Genomic DNA, 15,985 nt, shown 5'->3' on the forward strand with positions numbered 1-15,985 from the left:
GCAAAACGAGGCGGGCAAGAGGCTCATACGCTCTCAAGATAGCTAAGCCAGTGGCTTTCTGGGGGCCGCTCTGCGAAGCGCGCGATTTCCTGACGTTTTGTCATCGCCATGTTGCGGATCAGGTCAGCAGGGAAGATGCGCGCAACCAACGGGTCTGTCTCAAATGCGGAAATTGCCGAGGACCAGTCGGGAGCAAGCTGCGGAAGGTCTGCAACCTCATAAGCATTTCCGGATATCGGAGCAGGGGGCTCTAAGCCGTCTTCGATACCAAGCAGCGCGGCACCTAACACGGCGGCCAGCATGAGATAGGGGTTGATGTCTCCCCCAGCGACGCGATGTTCGATCCGTCGGGCGGCAGGGGCACCGCCCGGAATGCGCAGGGCGGCTGTGCGGTTCTCATAGGCCCAGCTTGCCCCGGTGGGGGCGTGCGCGCCGGGTACAAGCCGTGTGTAAGAGTTTCCGTGCGGCGCGAAGATCAGGGTTGAGCCGGGCATTGCGGCCAGACATCCCGCAACCGCTGAGCGCAGCAATTCGGTGCCTTCGGGCCCCCCGTCGTCAAAGATATTTTGGCCATCAGCGTCTATAACCGAGAAGTGCACATGCATCCCGTTGCCAGCATCCTCGGCGTAAGGCTTGGCCATGAAGGTCGCAGTGAATCCGTGTTTCCGTGCAAGACCCCGCGTCAAGCCTTTGAAAAGCCACGTATCATCGGCGCAGCGCAAGGCGTCCTGATGATTCAGGTTGATCTCAAATTGGCCAATCCCGCTCTCAGAAATGGCGGTTTGGGCCGGGATGCCCATTGCGGTGCAGCCATCATAGAGATCGGTGAAAAACGCATCAAAGGCATCCATCTCGGCCATCGACAGAACGGCCTCGTCCTGCAGCCTGCGACCGGTGACCGGGTTGATAGGAGCTTGCGGTTGGTCGCCTGAAGCGTCGAGCAGAGTGAATTCCAGCTCAGTGGCGGCAACAACCGACCAGCCTCGTTCTGCATAGCGGTCCAGTACCGAAGATAGCGCGTGCCGGGGATCGCCCGCAAAGGGTGTGCCATCATCGTGATAGAGACACATGGGCACCAGAGCCGTGGTTGTGTCGAGCCAGGGCACCGGCACTGGGCCACGCCCCGTCGGACGCAGGACGCCATCGGCATCTCCGCTTTCGAAGACCAACGGGCTGCCATCAATATCGGCTCCCCAAAGATCGACATTGAGCGCTGAGAACGGCATTCGAACGGCCCCCCTATCCAGCTTGGTGGCATAGGAGGGTGGCACGCGTTTGCCGCGCATCTGTCCGTTCAGGTCACAGGCGGCGACGCGAAATGTGTGCAGGGCGCTCAGGTCCATTGTAGGCTCCGTGGTCTTGTCACGAGAGGTTTAAATCAGGATTAGCGCCTTGTCACTAAATTTGATCAAATTATGAGTCAACGCTTTTTGCGATGAGGGCCGAAACTGGAAATCTTCCAACTTGTACAGGGATCAAAACCGCTTTCTTCCGAGTTGTACAACAGTCAGGCACCTGATTGTACCCGGAGCGGTGATGCCTATAGTCTCGGGTATGTTCATCTTTCTTACTATTGCGTTACTGATTGCTGGCGTGATCGGCTATTATCTCTGGTCCAAAAAGCAGGCCCGCGCGGCGCTGCTGGCGACCCATCTGACCTCGCATCAGGGTGACATTATCAAACAACAGGTGCCCATCATCCGGCGGCTACCCGCCTCATTGCGCAGCCACCTGGATGGCAAAGTGAATCTGTTTCTGGATCAGGTCAGCTTTTATGGCTGCGACGGGCTGGAAGTGACCGAAGAGATGGAGCTGTCGATTGCGGCGCAGGCCTGTCTGCTCGTGATCAACAGCGATCTTTGGTATGACAATCTGACGACCATTCTGATCTATCCCAATGCGTTCAAGTCAAAGCAGCAGCGACGCTCGGGTTATGTCGTGTCTGAAAAAGAGATCGTGCGAACCGGCGAAAGCTGGGATCGCGGGCCGGTCATCCTATCATGGGCGCACAGCCAGCAGGGCGCGCAGGATGATCGCGATGGCCAGAATGTGGTGCTACATGAATTTGCGCATCAGATTGATGATCTGTCTGGAGGTACGAATGGTGTGCCGATCCTGAGCGAAGGGCAGAGTTTTGCCGAATGGGAAAAGGTTTTCCTGACCGCCTATGACGCGCATGTCCACGCTGTTGAGAGCGGGCGGCGTACGGTAATCGACCCCTATGGTGCGACGGGGCATGAAGAGTTCTTTGCGGTCTCGGTCGAAGTATTCTTCGAGCGCCCCCGTGCGTTGAAGCACGAGGTGCCAGAAGTCTACGAGCAGCTTTCGAAACTGTTCCGACTCAATCCAGTGGACTGGGCTTAGCGGGCAAGGTTCAGGCGGAACCGCATCTTTGCTTTTCGCTCGGCTGGCAGGTGGCGGTTCAGGCGTTTGTTGATCATGCCAAACCCCCAAACGATCACCAGCGTCAACAGGATGAAATAGAATGCCAGAATCGGGTAGGGGATAAACGGGTTGAACGTCTTGTCCGCGAAATAGCTGGCGTAGTACAGCGCATCGCCCCTTTGCTGCCAGGCCGGGAAGGCCGAGAAGAAGACCAGCGTAGTTGCGTGGAACAGAAAGATCGCCTCGTTCGTATAGGCGGGCCATGCCAGCCGCAGCATGGTGGGCCAGACGATGCGGCGGAACCGGGACCAGCCCGACATGCCGTAGGCATCTGCCGCTTCAATATCTCCCTTGGGGATCGAGCGTAGGGCGCCATAAAAGATCTCGCCCGAATAGGCGGCTGTGTTCAGGAACAGCACAATCAGGGCGCCCAGCCAAGCCGAGGTCAGAGCGTCGAACATCGGGTAAGTTTTCTTCAGTGACAAGAAGAAGAAATATGCAAAGAAGAACTGAATGAAGAGCGGCGACCCCCGGAACAGGAAGATGAACCACTCGGACGGTTTGCGCAGCCATTTGTTGGTGGATGCTTTTCCAACGGCTAGCGCAGTGGCCAAAAAGAACCCGGTCGCCAGCGCCATCGCGCCGAAATAGACGTTCCAGATCATACCCGAGCCGATCAGGGTAAACTGCTCACACAATGTGAAATCGGTCTTGGGCAGAAGGCGTTCACCGAAGCCAAGCGAACGGAGGCCATAATCCTGTATGGTCTGGATGCAGCTCATTCGGTGGTCTCCTTACGCAGAAGCTCGCCGCCTGATGTGGCCTGACCGTGGGACAGGCGACGCATCAGTTTTTCAAGCCCGAGTTCCGAGAAACGCGTCATGCCAAGGTAGAAGATCAGCAATCCAAGGAAGTACCACATGCGCCAATCGCCATGGGGGTACTGCGTGAATTTCGAAGTTTTTGTGCCGCCCAATTCGCGGGCCCAATAAACGATATCTTCGACCCCCAGCAGGAACAGCAGGGGGGGCGCCTTGATCAACACCATCCACAGGTTGGACAGACCGGGCAGGGCATAAACCCACATTTGAGGAACAAGGATTTTCCAGAATGTCTGGCGTCGGGTCATGCCGTAGGCTTCTGCCGTTTCCAGCTGCGCATGCGGCACGGCGCGCATGCCGCCGAACAAGACGTTGGCAGCGAAAGCGCCGAACACAATGGAAAATGTGATGACCGCGAGGAAAAAGCCGTAGGTTTCGTGCACCCATTCAGGGGCGCTGCCCAGTGGCAGTTTGGCGGCCTGGCAGACGAGGAAATCGTTGCCCTGACGGATCGGATCGGTCCAGTCGGGGCAGAGAATCTTGTGTCTTACCCACTCAAAACCCTGATCCAGAGCGATCACGAAGAACATGAAAAAAGCAATATCGGGCACGCCGCGTACGATCGCGATATACCCTTTGCCCAACCAGCTAACCGGCGGGATATGCGAGCGCGCTGCCATGGCTCCGACAAAGCCAAAACCCAATGCAACCGGGGCGGTGACCGCCAGCAAGGCCAGCACCTTGAGGAATGAGGCGTAGAACGACCAGTGGACGCCGTTGGTCAGGTAGCATGAGAACCAACGGAATGTACCCAGCGTATCGGGATCGGAGCAGTACGAGAAAATGGCGGGCCTCTTAGGCTGGCAAGGGCGCTGCAGCGACGCGCCCAGCGTTCAGGGCGCGCCACTTGGATCATTAGATTAGAAGGTCGAGGACACTTCCCACTTGGTGATCAGCTCGTTCAGGCTGCCATCATCCTTCATGGATTGGATCGCTGCGTTGAACTTTTCTTTCAGTTCACCGTCCGATTCACGGATGCCCATGCCGACGCCACCGCCCAGCGGTACGTCATCGGCAACAAATTTCAGCTCACCGTCTTCTTCGACGATCGGTGCGAGGAAGGATTTGTCAGCCAGCACAGCATCGGCTTCGCCGTTGCGGACGGCTGCGATGGTTTCTTCAGGGCTGGCGAATTCGACCAGAGTTGCACCGGATTCAGCAATGTAACCTGCCTGAATGGTTCCGGTCTGAGCTGCGACAACGCCACCAGCGACGTCAACGTCATCGGACAGCGCAACATAGGCAGACGGATCCGGTGGCGTATAGTTCTGGGTGAAGTCGATGACTTCGTCGCGCTCGTCGGTGATCGACATACCTGCGATGATCACGTCATAGTTGCCCGACACCAGGTTCGGAATGATCGAATCCCAGTCGTTCTTGACCCATTCGCATTCCAGATTCGCGCGCTTGCACAGCTCATCGCCCAGTTCACGTTCGAAACCGTCGATCTCACCCGCGTCGTTGATGAAGTTCCAAGGCGCATAGGCGCCCTCGGTGCCCATGCGCACGGTATCGGCCATGGCCATACCGGCGGTCAGCGCCAGTGCTGCAGTGGTCAGAATCAGGTTTTTCATTGTTACTCCCCTTATTGGTTCTGTCCGTTGATTAAGCCGCCTGAGTGGCGGAGAGAAAGCCCTGAAGCCGTTCGGATTCAGGGGTGGTGAATAGATCTTCTGGTAGGCCCTCTTCTTCAATCAGGCCCTGATGCAGGAAGACGACGTGGCTCGAGATATCCGCAGCCATCTTCATGTCGTGGGTCACGATGATCATGGTGCGGCCTTCCGCAGCCAGATCCTTGATCACCTTGATCACTTCCTGTTCCAGTTCGGGATCGAGCGCCGAGGTCGGTTCATCGAACAGCAGCGCCTGCGGTTCCATGCACAGCCCCCGCGCTATGGCGGCGCGCTGTTGCTGTCCGCCCGACAGCTGCGCCGGATAAACATCGCATTTGTCGCCGATGCCGACCTTTTCCAGATACCTGCGAGCGCTGTCCTCAACCTCGGATCGATCTCGGCCCAGAACGGTGACGGGGGCCTCCATCACGTTTTGCAGGATGGTCATATGCGCCCACAGATTAAACTGCTGAAACACCATCGACAGATTGGTGCGGATGCGTAGCACCTGTTTGGGGTCGGCTGGACGACGGTGATTGTGGCTGCCGGTCCAGCGGACTGGTTCGCCTTTGAACAGAATCTCGCCTTCTTGGCTGTCTTCCAACAGGTTGCAGCAGCGTAATAGGGTGGATTTCCCCGAGCCTGAAGACCCGATCAGCGAGACAACGTCGCCGCGATGCGCGGTGATATCCACGCCCTTGAGCACCTCAAGTTGGCCAAAGCTTTTGTGAAGGTTCTTGATCTCGATGACGGGAGCGGCGTCTGTCACGGGCTGTCCAGATATGATTGGTGTTGGTGCGGTAATAGGGCTGAAAAATCGGGCTAATGCAATGCGCAAATAACAAGTTCACGCTGAGAAATAGCCAATTTGGCCAATGACGCTGTCAGAATTGTCAGTTGGTTGGGCGATTTGCGTGCCGTTAGGGCGAACAGACAGGTAAGCTTATGAGATTTGCAGTGACGGTTCTCAGGCTATCGACACCACCATCATATGAACGATATCCAATGCCAACATTGCGGGACTTACCGGCCGTTCGTCTAATCGATCACGCTTTTGAGAATTTGTTGATAGAACGCAACGTTTCCATCCTCACCAATAGGCCGTGCGACCCATTCCAAATCCAAACTCAGTGCTCCTGCGGGTACGATTTGCCGCGCGATATCGGGCGGTGTGGTTTCGTCAGACGTTCCATTCTTCCAGTCGTGAAAGGCTGATGAGTATCGAACGACCGCTCCGCTAACCGGCAAATCGAGCAACCCGCCCTCGGCAAAGAACGTCAATCCGTCACCCATTTCTTCTCCAATGAGTTTGAACCTGTTTCCCAATCGATGTCTAAGGATGGCTACAAACACTATCGCTGCGGAAAACGTGAATTTATCGACAAGCACAACAACCTGCTTGTTTGCGCTTTCCGAGATCGCGTCGATCAAGGGCATCGTTAGAAGAAAGTCGCCACCAGTATTCCCGCGAACGTCAATCAGAAGTGTTTTAGTCGAGCCGACGCGCACATGTTCCACTGCGGCTGAGATGGCTTTGGGTAGCGCACTTTCGTTCGGATCAAAGAAGCTTGGTAACACTATTGATAGCCCAAGCTCTTGCCAGTCCTGTATTTCCACAAAAATCTCGGGCTCCCAAGCTGGATCAGCCTTGCCGTGCTCGTTTCTCGGGTAGAGCATCGATCCGGGAACCGTATGTTCATTTGCCAATTTCAGATTCGCTATCTGTCCATTTTCGTCCTGCACACGATATTCGGTCGCTTTGCCGTTTGACGAATAACCCAAATGTGCCAAAGCGTACGGCCACGCAAAAAGGATCGGACCGATGACCCTTTTCCTTTGGCATGTTCCCGCCAGAAAACTCTCTGCCGTGGCTTCGATTTGGCTCAAAGCCACACCGTTGATCGCGATCAATTTTCCTCGCGGTGCAATTACCCCTGGTGCCGCCCCCATGACTTGCACTGAACGCCCCACGCTCACGAACCTCAGCGGCAGCACCGAGATCGCATCATTCGGGATCAGCCTTGTGTGCCCATTTTGGGGGAGCGCCAATAGGCGCATTGCGGACATCAAGAAGGCTTCGATACAGCCCTCCGAGGCGTATCGCCGGGTTTCACTAAGGCAGCTGTCTATCAAGGCCTTATCAATCCGACGAAAGCTGGGATCGGTTGGCAGAGCAGTTTCTAGAATTTGCTTCAGGTCTTCCGTCAGCGCCATGATTCACAGTGCGCATAGCCAATCGTCAATGTCTAGATTGGACACGAAGCCGACATCAAGCTTTCTCAGCTCAGGTAAAATTATCCAGCAGCTTCGTAGTTGGGCTTTTCGCTTGGCTGTGCTGCAATTGGCTCAGGCCTTGGCTGCTTTTTGCCGTGCCAGTGCCGAATCCACGTCGCTGACACCCAACAGGCTTACGACGAGACGCAGCAGCGAATCCTCTTCTCCGCTGCGGTGTCCATCTGCCAATGCAACCGACCACATTGCCTGCACCACGGCTAGGCGATCATCATAGGCAATGGCCTCTTTGATGGCGCGGGTAAAGCGGACGGTGTCGGGGGCTTCTGCCTCAAGATCTTCAGCACGGGCGCGCAGGGAGGCGGCTTCGAACGGGGACAGGCCAAAACGTTCAGCCGAGATGCGGTCGATCCGGGCCATTTCGGTATCGGCATAGTCATTGTCGGATCGTGCAATTCGCACCAACAAGGCGGTGAGGGCCAGACGGGCGTCATCTTCTACAAGCGGGTCGGGCTGCGGCTGTGTAAGCCGGGACAGGAAATCACTGAACATGGTCAAACATATAGAGGCTGCTCAAGTCGCTTCCAAGCGGCTTTGTATCCGTTCGCGTGCGGCCTTACTGTCGTTGAAGCTGAGACCCATGGCAATGCGGGCCTCTTCGACGATCTTGACCTCGCCTTCATCCGTATTGCCGTCGGCCAGAACCACCTCCCAAAGCGCGTCCAGAGCCGCCAGACGTTCGTTCAGGTTGGTGGTTTCGCGGATCAGTTTGCCGAACGTGTCGGTTTCGGGGGCGGCTGCGTGCAGCTTCTCGCAAGTGGCGCGGACCTTGGCGGCCTCGATCGCGTTGTGCTGGTAGAGACGCGCAAGGATGCGGTCGATCAGGCTGATCTCTTCCAGCTTATAGTCGCGATCGGCCTGTGCTACGCGCACTAGCAGCGCCCCCAAAGCCAGTTCGGCATCAGGATCGGGCAACTTGTCATGTTGCGGAGGCCGGAAGGCCTGGAAGAATTTTTTCAACATGAGGTCAAGATATTCCGTAATTCGAGGCGCGCCAAGCGGTGCTAGCCTTCATAGCCTTGAATAATCACAAGATCAGCGGTTGAAACCGGATCGCGAAGGGCTTTGGCGGCCTGATATCCTGCGCTTTCATAACAGGCCAGGGCTTGTTCATAGCTGGGAAACTCGATCACGACTGTACGGGCGCGGGCTTTACCCTCGACATCGGTTCTTTCACCGCCACGCACAAGAAATTTGCCGCCATATTCGGCAAAAGGGGCCGCGTTGGCAGCGACATATGATTTGTAGGTTTCGATGTCGTCTACGTCGACATGGGCGACCCAATAACCTTTGGCCAAAGCAATTCCTCCGCTGATGTCTGATGCAAGGTGCGGAGGAACTGCATAAAATGCAATCCCTTAAAAGTGGATCAACCGCCTGTTTGCAGCGCCTCGCGGGCTTTGTCCTGCAGCCAAGCGATCATTTGCCGATAAGGCACCGGGCCATAGCTGATCCGCGCCACGCCGAGTTTTGCAAGCGTTGGCGTATCCGGCGTGCCGGGCAGGGCGATGATGTTGACGGGCAGGTCGGTGGCTTCGCAAAGCTGGCCAATCATCGCTTCGTCTTTCAGTCCCGGTGCAAAGAAGCCGCTGGCCCCAGCATCGGCATAGGCTTTGGCGCGGGCCATGGCATCATCCAGCATCGCTTGGTCATGCGTTTCCGGAGCCGCCTTGAGGAAAATATCGGTGCGGGCGTTGATGAAAGCAGGCACACCCGCAACATCGCAAGATTCGCGCATGGCGGCGACACGCGCGGCTTGGGTTTCAATGCCGTAAAGCTCTTTGGTACCAACAATTTGGTCTTCGAAGTTGAAGCCGACTACGCCGGTTTCCAGCGCGCGTTTGACATTGGCCGATATGCCGAAAGTATCTTCGGCATAGGCGCCTTCAAGGTCCATCGTAACCGGGATATCGACCGCCTCAACAATGCGGCGGGCGTTGTCCAGCGCCGCATCAAAGGGAATGTTCTGCCCATCCGAAAACCCCTGTGCCATCGCGACCGGAGCGCTGCCGGTCGCTAGTGCCTTGGCCCCCGCATCGCGCACAGCGGCGGCGCTGCCGGGGTCCCAGATATTGTAAAGGATGACCGGATCGCCCTTCTTATGCAGGGCGGCAAAGGTTTCTGCTTGGGTAATCTGGTTGGTCATGGCCGGTCTCCTGTCACTGCTATGGCGGCAGTTAACCGTGTAACTGGTCGGCGCGTAAAGATATTTCGCGCCGAGGGGTACAATACTGTTATCGGTCCGTGATCAGACCAGGCGCGAGGTGTCTTTCGCGGCGCGCACGAAATCGCGGAACAGAGGGTGCGGGTCGAAGGGTTTGGATTTCAGTTCCGGGTGGTACTGAACACCGATGAACCACGGGTGATCTGACCATTCGACAATTTCTGGCAGGCGGCCATCCGGCGACATGCCCGAGAAGTGCAAGCCCGCTTTTTCCAGCTTGTCGCGGTACTTGATGTCAACTTCATAGCGGTGACGGTGGCGCTCCTCGATCTGGGTGCCGCCGTAGACGTCCGCCACTTTCGAGCCTTCAGCCAGAACTGCGTTATACGCGCCCAGACGCATGGTGCCGCCCTTGTCGTCGCCGACTTTGCGTTCGACCTTGTGGTTGCCCTGTACCCATTCCTTCAGGTGGTAAACCACGGGCTCGAAACGCTTTTTCCCGGCCTCGTGGTCGAATTCTTCGGACCCTGCTTCGGTGATTCCCGCCGCATTACGCGCTGCTTCTATCACGGCCATCTGCATGCCCAGACAGATGCCCAGATAGGGCACTTTATGCTCGCGCGCGTATTGAGCGGCCTTGATCTTACCCTCGGTCCCACGCTCGCCAAAGCCGCCGGGGACGAGGATGGCGTGGAAACCTTCCAAATGGGGGGCGACATCCTCATTGTCAAACACCTCGGCATCGACCCATTCGACCTTGACCTTGACCCGATTGGCCATGCCGCCATGGGTCAGGGCCTCGGCGATCGACTTATAAGCATCTTCCAACTGGGTGTATTTGCCGACGATGGCCACTTTCACCTCGCCTTCGGCGTTGTGGATGCGGTCGCTGACATCCTCCCACTTGGCCAGATCGGGCTTGGGCGCGGGGCTGATCTGGAACGCGTCCAGGACCGCCTGATCCAGACCTTCGCGGTGATAGGCCAACGGGGCGTCATAGATGGTGGACAGATCCTGCGCTGCTATGACGCTATCGGGGCGGACGTTGCAGAACAGGGCCAGCTTTTCGCGTTCTTTCGTCGGAATCGGTCCTTCCGAGCGACACACCAGAATGTCAGGCGCAAGACCGATCGAGCGCAGCTCTTTCACCGAATGCTGGGTCGGTTTGGTTTTTAACTCGCCCGACGCCTTGATGTAGGGCAGCAGCGTCAGATGCATGAAAAGGCACTGACCGCGCTGCTTGTCTTGGCTGAACTGTCGGATGGCTTCAAAGAAGGGGAGGCCTTCGATATCGCCCACGGTTCCGCCAATTTCGCAGAGCATGAAATCAACCTCATCCTCGCCAATGGCGATGAAATCCTTGATCTCATTGGTGACATGCGGGATCACCTGAATGGTTTTGCCGAGGTAATCTCCGCGCCGCTCTTTCTCCAGTACGTTGGAATAAATCCGGCCCGAGCTGACCGAGTCGGTTTTGCGTGCGGCCACGCCGGTGAATCGCTCATAGTGGCCAAGGTCCAGATCGGTCTCGGCCCCGTCATCAGTGACGAACACCTCGCCATGTTCGAAGGGCGACATGGTGCCCGGATCAACGTTCAGGTAGGGGTCCAGCTTACGCAGACGCACCGAATACCCTCGTGCCTGTAACAGCGCGCCCAGAGCCGCCGAAGCCAGTCCTTTGCCCAAGGATGAAACCACACCACCAGTGATGAATATAAAACGCGCCATGTTGTTCGGCTGCTCCCGTGAGACGTCATTATCAGCTGCCCGGCGGCTTACAAAAAACCGCTGCATCACGGGACTTTACATATAAAGGATTCGCGCACATAGCGCAAGAGAACCGCAAGATGCTGTTGCAGTTCCCTTATGAATTTCTAGGTTTTGTGGCTTAGTCGGCAGCCTGCGGGATCAGCGGAGCGTTGTCGCCTTGTGCTGGCGGCAGCAGTTCATCCGCAGATGGAACCGCCGGAGCGCTTTCCTCAGCCGGTGCCGGAGCAGATACGCCCAAACGATCAATCACCGAGCTGCCCGAAGATTTCTGAGCGGCCAGAATCGTCAGCGTGATCGAGGTTACGATGAAACACGCAGCCAGGATCCAGGTCAGCTTGCCCAGAGCGGTCGCTGCCGCGCGGCCGGTCATGGCCCCGCCACCACCGCCACCCATGCCAAGGCCGCCGCCTTCGGAACGTTGCATCAGCACAACGACAATCAGGCCCAAAGCCAGAAGAAGGTGGATGATGAGAACGACGTTTTCCATGGTGGTCCTGTACAGCGTGGCGTGTATCGCGTGGTACTTATGCAAGTTTGCCAGCGGGGGCAAGTCACGAGTTGGCATCACGAGCAGTGATGTTTCATATCACACCAAAGAGACTGGACAGGGTGCGGTTCTGTCGCGCAGGCTGCGCCCCATGCCACATGATGATCACGACCACCCGCACGCCCTGTTGCCCCCTGAACCCGCGCTTCGCGTCAAAGCGCTTGAAACGATTCTGACTCGCAAGGGGCTGATCGATCCGGCCGCTTTGGATGAAATCATTGATACTTATCAAAACAAGATCGGTCCTCAGAACGGCGCGCGTGTTGTTGCCAAAGCCTGGAGCGATCCTGCTTTCAAAGCCGCGCTGCTGGAAGACGCCACTTCGGTCGTGGCCGATCTGGGGTATTACGGGCGGCAGGGTGAGCATATGGTTGTGGTGGAAAACACGCCCGAGCAGCACAACATGGTCGTGTGCACTCTGTGCAGCTGTTACCCGTGGCCGCTGCTGGGTATCCCCCCCGGCTGGTACAAATCCGATGCCTACCGCGCCCGCGCCGTACGCGAACCACGCAAGGTTCTGGCCGAATTTGGCGTGACGCTGCCCGAAGATACATCCGTACGGGTGTGGGACTCGACCGCTGAGATTCGCTATCTTGTCCTGCCGATGCGACCGGAGGGGAGCGAGGGGCTGAGCGAGGAAGAACTCGCCGCGCTGGTAACCCGCGACAGTATGATCGGCACCGGGCTGCCCAAGGTGCCTTCATGACGCGGGTTCATGACATGGGAGGGCGTTTTGGCGATGGCGCGGTTGTGCCGGAGGCTGAGGACGCTCCGATTTTTGCGGAAGACTGGCACGGTCGGGCGCTGGCGGTAACACTCGCTGCGGGATTTCTGGGGCAATGGAATATCGACGTCTCACGCCACGCGCGTGAAAAACTGTCTCCGAAAGACTACGCGCGGTTTTCTTACTATGAGAAGTGGATATCCGGTCTAGCCGATCTTTTGGTCGATAAGGGTGTCCTGACGCTTGAAGATTTGCGCGGTGTGGACCGGGATGGTGACCATCCTTTGGCAGAGCGCACCCTGAAGGCTGAGGCAGTCGCGGACGCTTTGGCCAAAGGTGGACCCGCGGATCGCCCGTCGAACGTCGAAGTTCGGTTTGAAACCGGGCAAGCCGTCCGAACTCTGGGCCAGAGCGCAAATCGTCTGGTTGAGGGCGGCCACACCCGACTTCCGGCCTATGCCTCAGGCGCAAAGGGTCGCATTCTCAGGCTGCATGGCACCCATGTGCTGCCGGATTCCAACGCCCATGGATTAGGTGAGGCCCCTGAGCCGCTTTACGCCGTCGCGATTCCCGCCTCGGAGCTTTGGGCAAATCCTGAGCATACGGCGGATGAGGTCGTATTGGACCTGTGGCAATCTTATCTGGAGCCCGCATGAGCGATTGTATCATCCATTCGGCCCCGGAGCCGATTTTCACCGAGCCCTGGCACGCGCAGGTTTTTGCAGTCACCGTAGCTTTGAACGAAGCGGGCCGGCTTGATTGGTCGGACTGGGCAGAGCGGTTTTCCATTACTTTGAAACGGAACGGCCTCAAAAAAGAACTGGATGGTGGTGACGATTACTTTCACGCTTGGTTGGAGACCTTGGAGGCGCTGCTGGCTGAGCAGGGAGAAGCACCCACTGATGATGTCCAAGATATTCGCAATGCATGGGAAGAGGCCTATCTGACAACACCCCACGGTCACCCCGTACACTTACGCTAAAAGCAGAAGGGGCTCTGCCCCCGCCGCCCGTCCGGGCGACTCCCCCCGGGATATTTAAAGCCAGATGAAGCAGGGTTCCCGTTCTTCATCTGGCCATATCTACCTCCGCCGAAAGCATCGCGCGCAGCGTGATTTGCATCTGCGGCGAAATATCGGTTTCCCTGCCGTCTGTGCCCCGCTATATGAGCCGGGTTTGAATATTCAGCGCAAAAGGACCGGATATGGCCAATGTGGTTGTTGTCGGCGCCCAGTGGGGTGACGAAGGAAAAGGCAAGATCGTCGACTGGCTCAGCGAGCGTGCAGACGTGATCGCGCGTTTTCAGGGTGGACATAATGCCGGGCACACACTGGTCATTGAGGGCGAGGTATACAAACTGCACGCGCTGCCTTCGGGCGTGGTGCGCGGCGGCAAGCTGAGTGTGATCGGCAATGGTGTTGTTCTTGATCCGTGGCACCTGATCAAAGAGATCGGAACAATCCGTGCACAAGGCGTCGATATCACGCCTGAGACGCTGATGATTGCTGAAAACACCCCACTGATCCTGCCGTTCCATGGCGAGTTGGATCGTGCGCGCGAGAGCCAGAATTCGGTCGCCAAGATCGGGACGACCGGTCGCGGGATCGGTCCGTGTTATGAGGACAAGGTCGGGCGTCGCGTGATCCGCGTGGCTGACTTGGCCGATGACGCAACGCTGGCGCTGCGGGTGGATCGGGCTCTGGTCCATCACAACGCGCTGCGCAATGGTTTGGGGCTTGATCCGATTGATCGGGACGCGTTGATCGCGCAGCTGAAAGAGATCGCGCCGCAGATTTTACCTTTCGCAGCTCCGGTGTGGAAGGTGCTGAATGAGAAGCGCAAGGCGGGCAAGCGTATCCTGTTCGAAGGCGCGCAGGGCGCGTTGCTGGATATTGATTTCGGGACCTATCCGTTTGTGACATCGTCAAATGTGATTGCAGGCCAGGCCTCAACGGGCGTCGGAATCGGACCGGGCTCGATCGACTTCGTTCTGGGCATTGTCAAGGCTTACACGACCCGCGTGGGTGAGGGGCCATTCCCCACCGAGTTGGATGATGCAGATGGCCAGCGTCTGGGCGAACGGGGACATGAGTTCGGCACGACGACGGGTCGCAAGCGACGCTGCGGGTGGTTCGACGCCTGTCTGGTACGCCAAACCTGTGCGACCAGCGGTGTGAACGGCATTTCGCTGACCAAATTGGATGTTCTGGATGGGTTCGAGACGTTGAAAATCTGCGTTGGATACGAGCTGGATGGCAAACGTCTGGACTATCTGCCGACAGCCGCCGATCAACAGGCGCGCTGCACGCCGATCTACGAAGAGATGCCGGGGTGGAGCGAATCGACAGAAGGTGCACGCAGCTGGGCTGATCTGCCGGCCAACGCGATCAAATATGTGCGCCGGGTCGAGGAACTGATCGATTGCCCGGTTGCCCTATTGTCCACCAGCCCGGAGCGGGAGGATACCATTTTGGTGACCGACCCGTTTGCAGACTGATGAGCGGCGGCGAAAAACCCGGCCTCAGCTACAAAGCACGGCGGCGCTGGTCTCTGGTACTGCTGCTGGTCGGGTTGCCAGCCTATATCGTTGCGGTTGTGACTATCGTGAACTGGCTTGACCGCCCGCCAATCTGGCTGGAGCTTTTGGTCTATGTCGCGTTGGGCATTCTATGGGCATTACCCTTCAAGTTTGTCTTTCGTGGTGTGGGTAAAGAAGACCCAGATCAGGATCAAAATTAGACTTTCCGACTGCCGTTGCGTCATTCGCGAGGCACGCTGACTGCAGCTTAAATGCGTTGCAGGTAAGGGCGGTTAGGGTATGAATAAAGGGCTTTTCGCGGCGTTCGCCGTGTCTTGTGCCGCATATGGCGCTCAGGCTGGAGACTGGAACTACACGGTTGCACCCGATGTTTGGGGACCAGAATTCAGGACCTCCCTTGATATGGGGCCGAACCCGCCGGTGAACGGGGACACCTCGATCTTCAATATTCTAAAGGGGGCCTTTCTGATTGCAGGCGAGGCCCGAAATGGCCGATGGTCCATTGGAGGCGAGTTCAATTACCTGAACCTTGGAGACGATGTTTCCATCGGACCATTTGACAACGCCGCTAGTTGGGAGCTTGAGGGCACCATGACCTCGCTGGGAGCCGGTTTCGCGGTTTATGAAGATGAACAGTTGCGGCTGGAAGCGATTGCCGGGCTGCGCCATTGGGATCTTGATGTCTTAACCACGGTGCTGGATCGCACATTCAGCACGCTGACCCATTGGTTGGAGCGCGCTACAGTTGTGCTCTGAACGATCGATGGAGTGTCACCGCGATGGGAAACATTGGCGGCTTTGGTTATTGTTCAGAGTTACGGTGAGATGCGCTGGTACAAGCCAGCTAGAAATGGCGACCTGGCATCAGCGTCGCCGGTGGGTACCGCCATCTGGATGTTGAGTTTCAAGATGGACGTGAAGTGATCGATCTGATCCTGACCGGCCCCTACGTGGCGTTGGCCTTATTATTCTAATCTGGTTGGTCGCACCGAAGCCGCGCTATTAAAAGAATTAGGGCCAGAGTATCCTCTGGCCCTACTACGACTCGAGGGGGGTAATGGATTCGCTGGG

19 protein-coding genes are annotated in these 15,985 nt (G+C 57.3%); 7 read left to right on the forward strand and 12 right to left on the reverse strand.

All coding sequences use genetic code 11. The annotated features are described in order from the left end of the window. Positions 1–23 precede the first annotated feature (23 nt). The gene (locus tag ACR0JR_RS00290; protein WP_480454598.1) at positions 24–1,343 is read right to left on the reverse strand and encodes a glutamine synthetase family protein; all 1,320 of its coding nucleotides are present in this window, start codon (positions 1,341–1,343) and stop codon (positions 24–26) included. Positions 1,344–1,536: 193 nt separating this feature from the next. Between ACR0JR_RS00290 and ACR0JR_RS00295 the strand changes: the two genes are divergently transcribed. Then, positions 1,537–2,364: a M90 family metallopeptidase gene (locus ACR0JR_RS00295; protein ID WP_480454599.1), complete on the forward strand. Its 828-nt coding sequence runs from the start codon at positions 1,537–1,539 to the stop codon at positions 2,362–2,364. Here the strand turns inward: ACR0JR_RS00295 and ACR0JR_RS00300 are convergent. The 11 genes from ACR0JR_RS00300 to secG form a co-directional block, all read right to left on the reverse strand. After that, positions 2,361–3,167, reverse strand: coding sequence for an ABC transporter permease (locus ACR0JR_RS00300; RefSeq protein ID WP_010439160.1), 807 nt, complete (start codon positions 3,165–3,167; stop codon positions 2,361–2,363). The two genes, ACR0JR_RS00295 and ACR0JR_RS00300, sit on opposite strands and share 4 nt — an antisense overlap. Then, on the reverse strand, positions 3,164–4,051 hold the full coding sequence (locus tag ACR0JR_RS00305; RefSeq protein WP_480455170.1) for an ABC transporter permease: 888 nt from the start codon (positions 4,049–4,051) through the stop codon (positions 3,164–3,166). Before ACR0JR_RS00305 ends, ACR0JR_RS00300 begins: the two co-directional genes overlap by 4 nt. 75 nt (positions 4,052–4,126) lie before the next feature. Further along, on the reverse strand, positions 4,127–4,840 hold the full coding sequence (locus ACR0JR_RS00310) for a transporter substrate-binding domain-containing protein (protein ID WP_480454600.1): 714 nt from the start codon (positions 4,838–4,840) through the stop codon (positions 4,127–4,129). 31 nt (positions 4,841–4,871) lie between these two features. Next, positions 4,872–5,648, reverse strand: a complete 777-nt coding sequence (locus ACR0JR_RS00315) for an ABC transporter ATP-binding protein (RefSeq protein WP_010439167.1) — start codon at positions 5,646–5,648, stop codon at positions 4,872–4,874. Positions 5,649–5,917: 269 nt separating this feature from the next. After that, positions 5,918–7,093, reverse strand: coding sequence for a S41 family peptidase (locus ACR0JR_RS00320; RefSeq protein ID WP_480454601.1), 1,176 nt, complete (start codon positions 7,091–7,093; stop codon positions 5,918–5,920). A 132-nt stretch (positions 7,094–7,225) separates the two neighbouring features. Then, positions 7,226–7,663 carry a tellurite resistance TerB family protein gene (locus ACR0JR_RS00325; protein WP_319547306.1) on the reverse strand — a complete coding sequence of 146 codons (438 nt, stop codon included), beginning with the start codon at positions 7,661–7,663 and terminating at the stop codon, positions 7,226–7,228. A gap of 21 nt (positions 7,664–7,684) precedes the next feature. After that, on the reverse strand, positions 7,685–8,134 hold the full coding sequence (locus ACR0JR_RS00330) for a tellurite resistance TerB family protein (protein WP_170469179.1): 450 nt from the start codon (positions 8,132–8,134) through the stop codon (positions 7,685–7,687). A 41-nt stretch (positions 8,135–8,175) separates the two neighbouring features. Then, positions 8,176–8,469: a DUF1330 domain-containing protein gene (locus tag ACR0JR_RS00335; protein WP_480454602.1), complete on the reverse strand. Its 294-nt coding sequence runs from the start codon at positions 8,467–8,469 to the stop codon at positions 8,176–8,178. A gap of 71 nt (positions 8,470–8,540) precedes the next feature. Beyond that, positions 8,541–9,317 carry an isocitrate lyase/PEP mutase family protein gene (locus ACR0JR_RS00340; protein ID WP_480454603.1) on the reverse strand — a complete coding sequence of 259 codons (777 nt, stop codon included), beginning with the start codon at positions 9,315–9,317 and terminating at the stop codon, positions 8,541–8,543. Positions 9,318–9,419: 102 nt separating this feature from the next. Next, complete coding sequence (locus ACR0JR_RS00345; RefSeq protein ID WP_480454604.1) at positions 9,420–11,063, reverse strand: CTP synthase; 1,644 nt, start codon at positions 11,061–11,063, stop codon at positions 9,420–9,422. Positions 11,064–11,223: 160 nt separating this feature from the next. After that, positions 11,224–11,592: a preprotein translocase subunit SecG gene (gene secG, locus ACR0JR_RS00350; protein ID WP_480454605.1), complete on the reverse strand. Its 369-nt coding sequence runs from the start codon at positions 11,590–11,592 to the stop codon at positions 11,224–11,226. Between the two features lie 151 nt (positions 11,593–11,743). Here secG and nthA point away from each other — a divergent pair, with 151 nt between their 5' ends. From nthA to ACR0JR_RS00380, 6 genes are all read left to right on the forward strand, one after another. Next, positions 11,744–12,358 (forward strand): nitrile hydratase subunit alpha, encoded by a 615-nt coding sequence (nthA, locus tag ACR0JR_RS00355; protein ID WP_319546885.1) that lies wholly within the window; start codon positions 11,744–11,746, stop codon positions 12,356–12,358. Further along, positions 12,355–13,032, forward strand: coding sequence for a nitrile hydratase subunit beta (nthB, locus tag ACR0JR_RS00360; protein ID WP_480454606.1), 678 nt, complete (start codon positions 12,355–12,357; stop codon positions 13,030–13,032). Before nthA ends, nthB begins: the two co-directional genes overlap by 4 nt. Then, positions 13,029–13,358, forward strand: coding sequence for a nitrile hydratase accessory protein (locus ACR0JR_RS00365; RefSeq protein ID WP_480454607.1), 330 nt, complete (start codon positions 13,029–13,031; stop codon positions 13,356–13,358). The genes nthB and ACR0JR_RS00365 overlap by 4 nt, the downstream gene beginning before the upstream one ends. A 221-nt stretch (positions 13,359–13,579) precedes the next feature. Next, positions 13,580–14,872, forward strand: a complete 1,293-nt coding sequence (locus ACR0JR_RS00370) for an adenylosuccinate synthase (protein WP_010439192.1) — start codon at positions 13,580–13,582, stop codon at positions 14,870–14,872. Beyond that, on the forward strand, positions 14,872–15,114 hold the full coding sequence (locus ACR0JR_RS00375) for a DUF2842 domain-containing protein (protein WP_260025341.1): 243 nt from the start codon (positions 14,872–14,874) through the stop codon (positions 15,112–15,114). The genes ACR0JR_RS00370 and ACR0JR_RS00375 overlap by 1 nt, the downstream gene beginning before the upstream one ends. A 79-nt stretch (positions 15,115–15,193) precedes the next feature. Further along, positions 15,194–15,670 carry a hypothetical protein gene (locus tag ACR0JR_RS00380; RefSeq protein ID WP_480454608.1) on the forward strand — a complete coding sequence of 159 codons (477 nt, stop codon included), beginning with the start codon at positions 15,194–15,196 and terminating at the stop codon, positions 15,668–15,670. Positions 15,671–15,985 lie beyond the last annotated feature (315 nt).

Source organism: Ruegeria sp. AA3, assembly GCF_056542905.1.

What these genes read in the sequence shown, in the direction of transcription:
- secG (WP_480454605.1), bottom strand. Translation starts at nt 11,592, where the DNA reads ATGGAAAACGTCGTTCTCATCATCCACCTTCTTCTGGCTTTGGGCCTG.
- nthA (WP_319546885.1), top strand. Translation starts at nt 11,744, where the DNA reads ATGCCACATGATGATCACGACCACCCGCACGCCCTGTTGCCCCCTGAA.
- ACR0JR_RS00340 (WP_480454603.1), bottom strand. Translation starts at nt 9,317, where the DNA reads ATGACCAACCAGATTACCCAAGCAGAAACCTTTGCCGCCCTGCATAAG.
- ACR0JR_RS00375 (WP_260025341.1), top strand. Translation starts at nt 14,872, where the DNA reads ATGAGCGGCGGCGAAAAACCCGGCCTCAGCTACAAAGCACGGCGGCGC.
- ACR0JR_RS00365 (WP_480454607.1), top strand. Translation starts at nt 13,029, where the DNA reads ATGAGCGATTGTATCATCCATTCGGCCCCGGAGCCGATTTTCACCGAG.
- ACR0JR_RS00320 (WP_480454601.1), bottom strand. Translation starts at nt 7,093, where the DNA reads ATGGCGCTGACGGAAGACCTGAAGCAAATTCTAGAAACTGCTCTGCCA.
- ACR0JR_RS00290 (WP_480454598.1), bottom strand. Translation starts at nt 1,343, where the DNA reads ATGGACCTGAGCGCCCTGCACACATTTCGCGTCGCCGCCTGTGACCTG.
- ACR0JR_RS00325 (WP_319547306.1), bottom strand. Translation starts at nt 7,663, where the DNA reads ATGTTCAGTGATTTCCTGTCCCGGCTTACACAGCCGCAGCCCGACCCG.
- ACR0JR_RS00330 (WP_170469179.1), bottom strand. Translation starts at nt 8,134, where the DNA reads ATGTTGAAAAAATTCTTCCAGGCCTTCCGGCCTCCGCAACATGACAAG.
- ACR0JR_RS00370 (WP_010439192.1), top strand. Translation starts at nt 13,580, where the DNA reads ATGGCCAATGTGGTTGTTGTCGGCGCCCAGTGGGGTGACGAAGGAAAA.
- ACR0JR_RS00300 (WP_010439160.1), bottom strand. Translation starts at nt 3,167, where the DNA reads ATGAGCTGCATCCAGACCATACAGGATTATGGCCTCCGTTCGCTTGGC.
- nthB (WP_480454606.1), top strand. Translation starts at nt 12,355, where the DNA reads ATGACGCGGGTTCATGACATGGGAGGGCGTTTTGGCGATGGCGCGGTT.
- ACR0JR_RS00295 (WP_480454599.1), top strand. Translation starts at nt 1,537, where the DNA reads ATGCCTATAGTCTCGGGTATGTTCATCTTTCTTACTATTGCGTTACTG.
- ACR0JR_RS00380 (WP_480454608.1), top strand. Translation starts at nt 15,194, where the DNA reads ATGAATAAAGGGCTTTTCGCGGCGTTCGCCGTGTCTTGTGCCGCATAT.
- ACR0JR_RS00345 (WP_480454604.1), bottom strand. Translation starts at nt 11,063, where the DNA reads ATGGCGCGTTTTATATTCATCACTGGTGGTGTGGTTTCATCCTTGGGC.
- ACR0JR_RS00310 (WP_480454600.1), bottom strand. Translation starts at nt 4,840, where the DNA reads ATGAAAAACCTGATTCTGACCACTGCAGCACTGGCGCTGACCGCCGGT.